Origin of the sequence: Flavobacterium algicola (assembly GCF_022399565.1) — a bacterium.
GTDB lineage: Bacteria > Bacteroidota > Bacteroidia > Flavobacteriales > Flavobacteriaceae > Flavobacterium > Flavobacterium algicola.
The window spans coordinates 791,425-803,999 of record NZ_JAJTUT010000001.1 but is presented as its reverse complement, the minus strand read 5'-3'; the positions used below and the strand labels follow the sequence as shown (position 1 = coordinate 803,999).

The following is a 12,575-nucleotide window of genomic DNA, read 5'->3' as shown; positions in this document are numbered from 1 at the left end:
AACATATAAAGGATTATGTCGTCTCACTACGAATCAAGCATTAGGAAACCTTTAGTTATAGGTGATAGAAGCTATCACGATGTAACGGTTGATGTAGCAGCTCCTGTTGAGGGAAAAGCTAATAAACATTGGTGGATTGTATTTACAATCGCATTAACAGCTTTCCTTTGGGGATTAGGTTGTATTATTTACACCGTATCTACAGGTATCGGAACATGGGGTTTGAATAAAACCGTTGGATGGGCTTGGGATATTACTAACTTCGTTTGGTGGGTTGGTATTGGTCACGCGGGAACTCTGATTTCAGCTGTACTTTTATTATTCCGTCAAAGATGGAGAATGGCAATTAACCGTTCTGCAGAAGCAATGACCATTTTCTCGGTTATTCAAGCAGGTTTGTTCCCAATCATACACATGGGTCGTCCATGGTTAGCATATTGGGTACTTCCTATACCGAATCAATTCGGTTCTCTATGGGTAAACTTTAACTCTCCGTTACTTTGGGATGTATTTGCAATTTCTACGTATTTATCAGTATCGTTAGTTTTCTGGTGGACTGGTTTACTACCTGATTTTGCAATGTTAAGAGATAGAGCTATTACACCTTTTAATAAGAGAGTATATTCAATCTTAAGTTTTGGTTGGAGTGGTAGAGCAAAAGATTGGCAACGTTTTGAAGAAGTATCTTTAGTTCTTGCTGGTTTAGCAACTCCTCTTGTACTTTCTGTGCATACAATTGTATCGATGGACTTTGCTACTTCTGTTATACCAGGATGGCATACTACAATTTTCCCTCCTTACTTTGTGGCTGGAGCGGTATTCTCTGGATTTGCGATGGTTAATACTTTGCTTATCATTATGAGAAAAGTTTCAAATCTTGAGGCTTATATCACTTTGCAACATATCGAATTGATGAATATTGTAATCATGATTACAGGTTCTATTGTTGGTGTTGCTTATATAACTGAGTTATTCGTAGCTTGGTATTCAGGAGTAGAATACGAACAATACGCTTTCTTGAACAGAGCTACTGGACCATACTGGTGGGCTTATTGGTCAATGATGACATGTAATGTTTTCTCTCCACAATTCATGTGGTCAAAAAAGTTAAGAACAAGTATTATGTTCTCATTTATTATTTCAATTGTTGTAAACATAGGAATGTGGTTTGAGCGTTTTGTAATTATTGTTACTTCATTACATAGAGATTATTTACCATCTTCTTGGACAATGTTTTCTCCAACGTTTGTTGATATTGGAATTTTCATTGGAACAATAGGTTTCTTCTTTGTTTTGTTTTTATTATATTCTAGAACATTCCCTGTGATTGCTCAAGCGGAGGTAAAAACAATTTTGAAAGGAACTGGAGATAATTATATTAGAGAAAGAGAAGCAAATAAAGATTCACACCATGAGTAATAAAGTAATATACGCCATTTATAATGACGATGATATATTGATGAATGCGGTTAAGAAAACGCGTGCAGCTCATCATCATATTGAAGAAGTTTTTTGTCCATTTCCTGTTCACGGTTTGGATAAAGCAATGGGACTTGCACCTACTAGACTAGCTATATGTTCATTCATATACGGTTGTATTGGTATTTCATTTGCCACTTGGATGATGAATTTTGTAATGATTCAAGATTGGCCACAAGATATTGGTGGAAAGCCAAGTTTTAGCTATATTGAAAATATGCCAGCATTCGTGCCTATTATGTTTGAGATGACTGTATTTTTTGCAGCTCACCTTATGGTGATTACTTTTTACATGAGAAGTAGATTGTGGCCATTTAAGGAAGCTGAAAATCCAGATGTAAGAACTACAGATGATCACTTTTTAATGGAAGTGGCTGTTAATGGTAATGAGGAAGAGTTAATTTCTTTCTTTCAAGGAACAGGAGCAGTAGAAGTTAAAGTAATTGAAAAGCATTAATAAAGATATGAAAAGGGTATATAAAATAGCACTTTTATTAGGCATCACTGTATTAGTGGCATCATGTCATAATAATAAAGCACCGAATTATCAATACTTTCCTAATATGTACGAATCAGCAGGATATGAAACTTATTCAGAATCTGCTGCATTTAAAAATGGTAAAGAAGGTCAACTTCCTCCAGATGGTACTGTTAAGAGAGGATTCGAACCTTATGAATATGAAAATACGACTGAGGGTTATGAATTAGCAAAAGCAAATCTGAAATCTCCTTTGGATTCCCTTGATCATAATTCAGAAAAAGGAAAAGAGCTTTTTGATATTTATTGTATTAGTTGTCATGGTGCAACTGGAAACGGTAAAGGAAAATTGGTTGAAAGAGAAAAGTTTCTTGGAGTACCTAGTTATAAAGATAGGGTAATCACTGAAGGAAGCGTTTTTCACGTAGTAACTTATGGTTTAAATTCTATGGGTTCTCATGCAAATCAATTAAGTGCTCACGAACGTTGGTTAGTTGCTGACTATGTTCTAAAACTTAAAAGCCAATTATAATTGTTGAACAAACTGATCGTAATAGATATGTATACATTTTCAAGTAAATTAAAAACTTTTTCTTTTATCCTTATGGCCGTTGGTATATTGGGTATTGGTTATGGTTTTTTGAATGCACCTAAAGATATTCAGGAAGTTGAAACACTTCTTGCTGCAGAAAGTCATGATGGCCATGGTGCTGTACATCATGAGGAAACTAAAGTAGAAGGTGAAGCACATGGTGATGCTCATCATGACAAAGCTGAAGTAGCTCAGCATGATGCTGAACATACTGAGCATTTGACTCATGTTTTGCACCAGCTACAAAATAAGCCATGGGCGGCATTATATGTTGCTTGTATCTTCTTTATGTTGATTTCTATGGGGGTTTTAGCATTTTATGCTATTCAGCAAGTAGCGCAAGCTGGTTGGTCACCTGTATTGTTTAGAGTAATGCAAGGAATTACGGCTTATCTTCCGATGGGTTCTGTAATATTCTTTGTTATATTAATTTTGTGTGGATTGCATTTTAACCATTTGTTTATATGGTTAGATCCTGAAGTTGTAGCGCATGACGAATTGATTGCTAACAAATCTAGTTACTTAAATTTTCCATTCTGGATTATTCGTGCAGCTATATTTTTAATTGGTTGGAATTTATACAGATATTATTCTGCTAAAAATTGTGTAGCGCAAGATGAAGCAACGGATAATTTGTACTATAAAAAGAATTTTAAAATGTCTGCTGGTTTCTTAGTATTCTTCATCGTTTCTGAGTCTATTATGTCTTGGGACTGGATTATGTCTGTAGATCCTCACTGGTTTAGTACATTGTTTGGATGGTACGTTTTTGCTAGTTTCTTTGTAAGTGGAATTACTACAATTGCTTTAGTTACTGTTTATTTAAAATCGAGAGGATATTTAGAGTATGTTAATACAAGTCATATTCATGATTTGGCTAAATTTATGTTTGGTATCAGTATTTTCTGGACATATTTATGGTTCTCACAGTTCATGTTGATCTGGTATGCTAACATTCCTGAAGAAATAACATATTTTATTACAAGAATTCAACTTTACAACTTACCATTCTTTGGTGCTGTCGTTATGAATTTTGTATTCCCGTTATTGATTTTATTAAATACTGATTTTAAAAGACTTAGCTGGGTAATAGTTATGGCTGGTACGGTAATTTTAGGAGGTCATTATTTAGATTTCTTTAATATGATTATGCCTGGAACAGTAGGTGATCGTTGGTTTATCGGTGTTTCTGAAATTTCATCAGTTCTTTTCTTCCTTGGATTGTTTATCTTTGCTGTCTTTACTGCTTTGACTAAAACTCCTTTGTTGCCAAAAAGAAATCCATTTATAGAAGAAAGTAAACATTTTCATTATTAATATTTAAAGAGATAAACAGATGACAAGTTTGTTGGTAATTATAGTTTTAGTTTTATTAGCAGTTGCATTGTGGCAATTGACCAAAATATTTGATCTTACTCAAGTAGGTTCAAGTGTGGACAATTCTCAGGTGGCTAATGATAATGATAATAATGTTCAGGGTTATTTGATGTTTGGCTTTTTAGCTTTCATTTATATTTTGACTATTTATGGTTTATTTGCATGGGGTGGTTTAGTGCTTCATACGCCTGCTTCAGAGCATGGTGCATTGGTTGATAGCTTGATGAATATTTCATGGGTATTGTTGTTTATAGTTCAAGCAATTACTCAGGTTCTTATTCATTACTTCTCTTTCAAATACAGAGGTAAAAGCGGTCAGAAAGCATTATATTTTGCAGATAATAATAAATTGGAAGCTGTTTGGAGTATTATTCCTGCAGTAGTTTTGGCTGGTCTAATCCTTTATGGATTGTATGCTTGGACTAATATTATGTTTATAGATGATGAAGAAGATACTGTAGTTATTGAGCTTTATGCACAACAATTTAAGTGGTCTGCTCGCTATGCTGGTGAAGATAATGTTCTTGGTAAAGCTAATGTTAGATATATTGAAGGTATCAATACTTTGGGTGTTGATATGTCTGATCCTAATGCTCAAGATGATATCGTCGTATCTGAATTACATATTCCTAAAGGAAGAAAAGTTCATTTTAAAATGAGATCACAAGATGTGTTGCACTCTGCATACATGCCTCACTTTAGAGCGCAAATGAACTGTGTACCTGGTATGGTTACAGAATTTGCTTTCGAGCCAATTTATACTACTGCTGAATACAGAGAGTTGCCTTATATGATTGAAAAAGTATCTCATATTAATGAATTAAGAGCTCAAAAGTCTACTAAACTTGTTGCTAGTGGTGGTACTGCTTTAGATCCTTATACATTTGATTATTTGTTACTTTGTAATAAAATTTGTGGTGCATCTCACTACAATATGCAAATGAAGATTATAGTTGATACTCCGGAAGATTATAAAAAGTGGATTAAAGAACAAGCTATTTTAGCTGTTCAAGTTAAAGAAGCTAATGCACCGGCTCCAGCTATAGGTAATGAAGCACCTGCACAAGATTCAGTAATTGTTGCGCCAGTAGTAGCAGTTAAATAATATTTATTAAGAAAATTTAAAGTAAACATATATGTCAGCAGAAGGTCACGATCACGGACACGATCACGAACACGAACATCATCATAAAGAGACATTCATTACTAAATATATTTTTAGTATTGATCACAAAATGATTGCTAAGCAATATCTTATTACAGGTATTATTATGGGAATCATAGGTATTGTAATGTCTATGCTTTTCAGAATGCAATTGGCTTGGCCAGAAGAATCCTTTAAGATATTTAATGTTTTATTAGGTGATAAATGGGCTCCAGATGGAGTTATGAAGAATGATGTTTACTTAGCTTTAGTCACGATACACGGAACCATAATGGTATTCTTTGTATTAACGGCCGGCTTAAGTGGAACATTTAGTAATTTATTGATACCTCTTCAAATTGGTGCAAGAGATATGGCATCAGGATTCATGAATATGATTTCTTATTGGATGTTTTTCTTGTCAGCTGTAATTATGTTGAGTTCATTATTTGTTGAGGCAGGTCCTGCATCTTCAGGTTGGACAATTTATCCTCCATTGAGTGCATTGCCTCAAGCTATTCCTGGTTCAGGAATGGGTATGACTTTATGGTTGATTTCAATGGCTATATTTATCGCTTCTTCATTGATGGGTTCATTAAATTACATTGTTACTGTAATTAATTTAAGAACAAAAGGGATGTCTATGACTAGATTACCTTTGACGATATGGACATTTTTTGTAACTGCAATTATTGGAGTTGTATCATTTCCAGTCTTATTATCGGCGGCTTTATTGTTGATTTTTGACAGAAGTTTTGGTACGTCTTTCTTCTTGTCTGATATTTATATTGCTGGTGAAGTTTTACATTACCAAGGAGGTTCTCCTGTATTGTTTGAGCATTTGTTCTGGTTTTTAGGTCACCCTGAGGTTTACATCGTAATTCTTCCTGCAATGGGTCTAGTATCTGAAATTTTAGCTACTAATTCACGTAAACCAATTTTTGGTTATAGAGCAATGATTATGTCTGTTCTTGCAATTGCATTTTTATCTACAATTGTATGGGGTCACCATATGTTTATATCAGGGATGAATCCTTTCTTAGGATCTGTATTTACATTTACTACATTATTAATTGCAATTCCTTCTGCTGTAAAAGCATTTAACTGGATTACAACTTTATGGAAAGGTAACTTGCAATTAAATCCGGCTATGTTATTCTCTATTGGTATGATCTCAACATTTATTACTGGTGGTTTAACTGGAATTATTTTAGGAGATAGTACATTAGATATTAATGTTCACGATACTTATTTTGTTATTGCTCACTTTCACTTAGTAATGGGTATTTCTGCTCTTTATGGAATGTTTGGAGGAATTTATCATTGGTTCCCAAAGATGTTTGGTAGAATGATGGACAAAAATCTTGGGTATGTCCACTTTTGGATCACAGCGATTTGTGCCTATGGAGTTTTCTTCCCAATGCATTTTATTGGATTAGCTGGTTTACCTAGACGTTATTATACAAATACAAATTTCCCATTATTTGATGACTTACAAAATGTAAATGTGTTGATTACTGTTTTTGCATTAGTTGGTGGTGTTTTTCAATTGGTATTCTTATACAATTTCTTTGCTAGTATTTTCTACGGTAAGAAAGCAGTTCAAAATCCATGGAAATCCAATACATTAGAATGGACTACACCAGTTGAACATATTCATGGTAACTGGCCAGGTGCTATTCCAGAAGTTCACAGATGGCCTTATGACTACTCTAATCCTAATCATGACGTAGATTTTGTTCCTCAAAATGTACCAATGAAACCGGGTGAGGAAGTATTACATCACTAGGAATTAAAATATTTTAAAAATGCCTTTCTTTTACAGAAAGGCATTTTTTATTTACTTGAAACTTTATCATATATTTGTTAGATGAATGAAAATTTAGACCCCACGACGGATGGTTTCGGTTCAGATGAATTTGATCTTGAAAAGAAATTAAGACCCTTATCCTTTGATGACTTTGCAGGTCAGGATCAAGTTTTAGAAAATTTGAAAGTATTTGTTGCTGCAGCTAATCAAAGAAACGAGGCTTTAGACCATACATTATTTCACGGACCTCCCGGTTTAGGAAAAACTACTCTAGCCAATATACTAGCTAATGAATTAGAAGTTGGTATTAAAATTACTTCTGGTCCTGTCTTGGATAAACCAGGCGATTTGGCAGGGCTCTTAACCAACTTAGATGAGCGTGATGTTCTTTTTATAGATGAGATTCATCGTTTAAGTCCTATTGTCGAAGAGTATTTATATTCGGCAATGGAGGATTTTAAAATAGACATCATGATAGAATCAGGTCCTAACGCTAGGACTGTTCAAATTAATTTAAATCCGTTTACATTAATCGGTGCGACTACTCGTTCTGGTCTACTTACGGCTCCTATGCGAGCGAGATTTGGAATTTCTTCTCGTTTACAATATTATACAAAGGAACTTTTAACTACTATAGTTGAGCGTTCTGCGTCTATCCTTAAAATGCCTATATCATATGAAGCTGCTATAGAAATAGCAGGGCGTAGTCGTGGAACTCCTCGAATTGCAAATGCCTTATTACGCCGTGTGCGTGACTTTGCGCAGATAAAAGGTAATGGTACAATTGATATTGAAATTGCTAGATATAGTTTAAAAGCTCTTAATGTTGATGCGCACGGCTTGGATGAAATGGACAATAAAATACTTACAACTATAATAGATAAATTTAAAGGTGGTCCTGTTGGTCTTTCAACGCTTGCAACTGCTGTTTCAGAAAGTAGTGAGACAGTTGAAGAAGTTTACGAACCTTTTCTTATTCAGGAAGGTTTCATAATGCGTACACCTCGAGGTAGAGAAGTGACTGATAAGGCTTATAAACATTTAGGCAGAATCAACTCTAATATTCAAGGAGGTCTATTTTAATGAATTTAAAGATATTTAGTTGTTTCTTATTTATATTATCGATTCGCTATACGTTATAACAATCAATTTAGAACTAAATCATTATTTCGAAATCAAAAAACACCCAATTTATAAAATCCGAAGCCACACGCCTCGGGTTTTTGGCTTGTGGTATATCCAAATCTGGTTTTTTAGAGGAAGAAGCTCCTCGATTAGAAAACTGGCTAAATAAAAATTATAATGGTCAAATGTCTTATATGGAAAACCATTTTGACAAACGATTAGATACTACAAAACTGGTAGAGGATAGTAAAAGTGTCATTTCATTATTATTAAATTATTATCCAGAGAATAATCAAGTTTCGGATGCTTATAAGGTTTCCAAGTATGCTTATGGTACAGATTATCATTACGTAATCAAAGACAAGCTTAATGAGTTATTGTTTTCGATTCAATCTCAAATTGGAAATATTAATGGTAGAGCTTTTGTAGACTCGGCTCCAGTTCTAGATAGAGCATGGGCGGCCAAATCAGGTCTTGGGTGGGTTGGTAAAAGCGGTAATTTAATAACACAAAAAGTCGGGTCATTTTATTTTATAGCAGAATTAATTATTGATTTAGAGTTAGATTACGATTATGCAACCTCTGACCATTGCGGTTCTTGTACGGCCTGTCTAGATGCATGTCCTACTCAAGCAATAGTAGCACCCTATGTGGTTGATGGTAGTAAGTGTATTTCTTATTTTACAATAGAATTGAAGGATAGTATTCCAATTGAAATGAAAGGTAAATTTGATGATTGGGCATTTGGATGTGATATATGTCAGGATGTTTGCCCGTGGAATCGATTTTCTAAGGCCCATAATGAACCGTTATTTGATCCAAACCCTAAATTACTTTCGATGAAAAAAAAGGAATGGGAGGAAATTACTGAGGAAACTTTTAACGTAATATTCAAAAATTCACCTATAAAACGGGCGAAATTTAATGGTCTCAAACGGAATATCACTTTTTTGAAATAATTTAATGTACTGGTTATTAATATATTATTTTTTTATAGATTGTTTTTGCTTAATTATTTTCACTATTTTAGAGTTCTAAAATATTTTGAATATGACTGTAAATCAAATACTAAGTGTTAAAGGGGGTGATGTTTTTTCAATAGTTTCTACAATTTCTGTATATGATGCCTTGAAAGTCATGGGTGAAAAAAATGTTGGGGCCTTGCTCGTAATAGATAATAAAGAAATTGTAGGTATATTATCCGAAAGGGACTATGCTCGTAAAATTGTTCTTAAAAATAAAACTTCAAAAGATACATTGGTGCACGAAATAATGGGCACTGGAATCATAACTGTAAAGTTATCTGATAATATAGACTATTGTATGGGGTTGATGAGTGGAAAAAGAATCAGACACTTACCTGTTGTAGATGGAGATGCTGTACTTGGTGTTATTTCTATAGGGGATGTGGTAAAAGCAATAATTGAGAGTCAAAAAGAAACTATAAACCATTTAGATTCTTATATAAATGGAACTCAAATTTAAATTAAAGTGCTAGTATTTTCGCTGTTTAAGTAATACTTTGTAGTCTTTGTTTTGTTATTTATTTTGAAATTTTTTTTAAGAAAAGATTAAGACAAAAGCTTCCTTTTTGAGTCAAGACTTCTATCTTTGTAAATTGTGTCAAAAATAAATTTATGAATAAGGAAAGTAAAAGAAGAGAAGCGTTACTATATCATGCGAAACCGACTCCGGGGAAAATACAAGTAGTGCCAACAAAAAAATACGCAACGCAAAGAGATTTGTCTTTAGCTTATTCACCGGGTGTAGCAGAACCATGTTTGGAAATCGCTAAAGATGTTAATAATGTTTACAAATATACAGCCAAAGGTAATTTGGTTGCTGTAATTTCAAATGGAACTGCCGTTTTAGGATTAGGTGATATCGGACCTGAAGCTTCAAAACCTGTTATGGAGGGTAAGGGTTTATTATTTAAGATCTTTGCAGATATTGATGTTTTTGATATCGAAGTTGATACTAAGAATATCGAGGAATTTATTCAGACTGTCAAAAATATTGCTCCTACTTTTGGAGGAATTAATCTTGAAGATATAAAAGCTCCAGAATCATTCGAGATTGAACGTAGATTGGTTGAGGAATTAAATATTCCTGTGATGCATGATGATCAGCACGGAACTGCGATCATTTCTTCTGCAGCACTTATAAATGCACTTGAACTTGCCGATAAAAAACTAGAAACTGCAAAAATTGTGGTTTCAGGTGCTGGTTCAGCAGCTTTAGCTTGTGCTAATTTGTATGTTTTATTGGGAGTTAATCCAGATAATATAATAATGTTTGATAAAGACGGTGTTCTTTCTAATGAAAGAAATGACTTGTCTGCTTTACAATTAAAATATTCTAAAGGTAAAGCTGGAATAAAATTAGGTGAAGCTTTACAAGGCGCCGATGTTTTTCTAGGTTTGTCGGCAGGAAATATTCTTACACCTGAAATGTTATTAGGGATGGCAAAAGATCCGATCGTTTTTGCCATGGCAAATCCTGATCCTGAAATTGATTATAACCTTGCTATTGGTACACGAAGTGACTTAATAATGGCAACGGGAAGATCTGATTATCCTAATCAAGTTAATAACGTCTTAGGTTTTCCATATATTTTTAGAGGAGCATTAGATGTTCGTGCTACAAAAATTAATGAAGCTATGAAAATGGCAGCTGTTAAAGCTTTGGCAATGCTAGCGAAGGAATCAGTTCCAGAGCAAGTGAATGTTGCTTATGGAGCAACCAAACTAATTTTTGGGAAAGAATATATCATTCCAAAACCATTTGATCCTAGATTAATTGCTATAGTTGCGCCTGCAGTAGCTAGAGCAGCAATGGAGTCTGGTGTTGCATTGAACCCAATTACTGATTGGGAAAAATATGAAGAAGATTTATTAGAACGTTTAGGTAACGATAATAAAATGCTTCGTATGATTAGTAATAAAGCAAAGATGGATCCGAAGCGAATTGTATTTGCAGAGGCAGAACATTTAGATGTTTTAAAAGCAGCTCAAATTGTATTGGAGGAAGGTGTTGCAATTCCTATCCTGCTAGGTAACAGAGAGGTTATATCTGAATTAAAATCTGAGTTGGGATTTGATGCAGATGTTGAAATAATAGATCCGAAAGATAATGAAGAGGCATCAAGAAGAAGTCGCTTTGCGGAGAATTATTTTGAGACTCGCAAGAGACGCGGAATTGCATTTTATGATGCTCAGCGATTAATGCGTGAAAGAAATTATTTTGCTGCTATGATGGTAAATACGGGTGAAGCAGATGGATTGGTAACTGGACATACAAGAAGCTATGCTACAGTGCTAAAACCTATGTTGCAAATGGTAAATAAAGCGTCTGGAGCATCAATTGTAGCTACTACAAATATGATGATGACTGCTAGAGGGCCAATGTTTTTATCTGATACCGCTGTAAATATTGATCCAACAGCAGAGGAGTTAGCCAATATTGCTTTAATGACAGCTAAAACCGCTAGAATGTTTGGTGTTGAGCCAGTAATTGCAATGGTTTCTTATTCTAATTTTGGATCATCAGGAAATGTTAAAGCAAGTAAAGTGCGAGATGCTGTTGCTTACTTACACCAACATCATCCCGATTTAATTGTAGATGGAGAAATTCAGTCCGATTTTGCTTTAAATCCAGATATGCTAAGAGAGAAATTTCCGTTTTCTAAATTAGTAGGTAAAAAAGTAAATACATTAATATTCCCTAATTTGGATTCCGCTAATATTACTTATAAGTTGATGAAAGAATTGAATAAGGTGGAATCTATCGGCCCTATTATGATGGGTATGAAAAAACCAGTACACATTTTTCAGTTAGGAGCTAGTGTAGAAGAGATGGTTAATATGGCAACAATTGCTGTTTTGGATGCACAGGAAAAAGGTAAAAAGAAAAATTAATTTCAATAAATTATACAGACACCTATAACTTTTACTTTTAAGTTATAGGTGTTTTATTTAGTCAAAATTATGATAGCACATTTACAAGGAAAATTAGTCGAAAAAACACCAACAGATGTAGTAATTGATTGTGGAGGTGTAGGTTATCATATTAATATTTCATTACATACTTATTCATTATTACCAAATACTGATTTTGTAAAATTATTTACACATTTACAAGTAAAGGAGGATTCACATACTTTATTTGGCTTTGTAGAAAAGTCAGAAAGAGAAATTTTTAAATTGTTGATTTCTGTTTCAGGAATTGGAGCAAACATAGCGAGACAAATGTTATCTTCTATGGATCCAAAGCAAATTATTAATGCAATTGCTTCTGGAGATGTAGCTACTATTCAGTCAATTAAGGGTATTGGTGTAAAAACTGCCCAGAGAGTTATATTAGACTTGAAGGAGAAAATGCTTAAGTTATATGACATTGATGAAGTTTCAATATCACAGAGCAATACAAATAGAGATGAAGCGTTATCTGCACTAGAAGTTTTAGGTTTCTTGCGCAAAGCCTCTGAAAAAATAATAGAAAAAATTGTAAAGGAAGATCCAGATGCTTCTGTTGAAACAATTATAAAAAAGGCCTTGAAAAACTTATAAAA

General features: G+C 33.8%; 11 protein-coding genes. All 11 read left to right on the top strand.

What is annotated here, in order from left to right; translation table 11 throughout:
* Positions 1-15 precede the first annotated feature (15 nt).
* The 11 genes from nrfD to ruvA all read left to right on the top strand — a co-directional run bounded on the left by nrfD (position 16) and on the right by ruvA (position 12,573).
* A complete protein-coding gene (gene nrfD / locus LXH21_RS03465) occupies positions 16-1,419 on the top strand; it encodes an NrfD/PsrC family molybdoenzyme membrane anchor subunit (protein ID WP_239862806.1) in 1,404 nt (467 codons plus the stop codon).
* Positions 1,412-1,936, top strand: coding sequence for a DUF3341 domain-containing protein (locus LXH21_RS03460; protein ID WP_239862804.1), 525 nt, complete (start codon positions 1,412-1,414; stop codon positions 1,934-1,936). The genes nrfD and LXH21_RS03460 overlap by 8 nt, the downstream gene beginning before the upstream one ends.
* Before the next feature lie 7 nt (positions 1,937-1,943).
* The gene (locus LXH21_RS03455; protein WP_239862802.1) at positions 1,944-2,489 is read left to right on the top strand and encodes a c-type cytochrome; all 546 of its coding nucleotides are present in this window, start codon (positions 1,944-1,946) and stop codon (positions 2,487-2,489) included.
* A 27-nt stretch (positions 2,490-2,516) separates the two neighbouring features.
* Positions 2,517-3,866: a cation-translocating P-type ATPase gene (locus tag LXH21_RS03450; RefSeq protein WP_239862801.1), complete on the top strand. Its 1,350-nt coding sequence runs from the start codon at positions 2,517-2,519 to the stop codon at positions 3,864-3,866.
* Between the two features lie 19 nt (positions 3,867-3,885).
* Entirely contained in the window at positions 3,886-5,031 is a 1,146-nt protein-coding gene (locus LXH21_RS03445) for a cytochrome c oxidase subunit II (RefSeq protein ID WP_239862799.1), read from the top strand.
* Between the two features lie 31 nt (positions 5,032-5,062).
* Complete coding sequence (locus tag LXH21_RS03440; protein ID WP_239862798.1) at positions 5,063-6,859, top strand: cytochrome c oxidase subunit I; 1,797 nt, start codon at positions 5,063-5,065, stop codon at positions 6,857-6,859.
* A gap of 81 nt (positions 6,860-6,940) precedes the next feature.
* A complete protein-coding gene (ruvB, locus tag LXH21_RS03435) occupies positions 6,941-7,963 on the top strand; it encodes a Holliday junction branch migration DNA helicase RuvB (RefSeq protein WP_239862796.1) in 1,023 nt (340 codons plus the stop codon).
* A 77-nt stretch (positions 7,964-8,040) separates the two neighbouring features.
* Positions 8,041-8,964, top strand: a complete 924-nt coding sequence (queG, locus tag LXH21_RS03430) for a tRNA epoxyqueuosine(34) reductase QueG (RefSeq protein WP_239863656.1) — start codon at positions 8,041-8,043, stop codon at positions 8,962-8,964.
* A 91-nt stretch (positions 8,965-9,055) separates the two neighbouring features.
* Positions 9,056-9,490 (top strand): CBS domain-containing protein, encoded by a 435-nt coding sequence (locus LXH21_RS03425; protein WP_239862794.1) that lies wholly within the window; start codon positions 9,056-9,058, stop codon positions 9,488-9,490.
* Between the two features lie 152 nt (positions 9,491-9,642).
* The gene (locus LXH21_RS03420) at positions 9,643-11,922 is read left to right on the top strand and encodes an NADP-dependent malic enzyme (RefSeq protein ID WP_239862792.1); all 2,280 of its coding nucleotides are present in this window, start codon (positions 9,643-9,645) and stop codon (positions 11,920-11,922) included.
* A gap of 69 nt (positions 11,923-11,991) precedes the next feature.
* The gene (gene ruvA, locus LXH21_RS03415) at positions 11,992-12,573 is read left to right on the top strand and encodes a Holliday junction branch migration protein RuvA (protein WP_239862790.1); all 582 of its coding nucleotides are present in this window, start codon (positions 11,992-11,994) and stop codon (positions 12,571-12,573) included.
* Positions 12,574-12,575 lie beyond the last annotated feature (2 nt).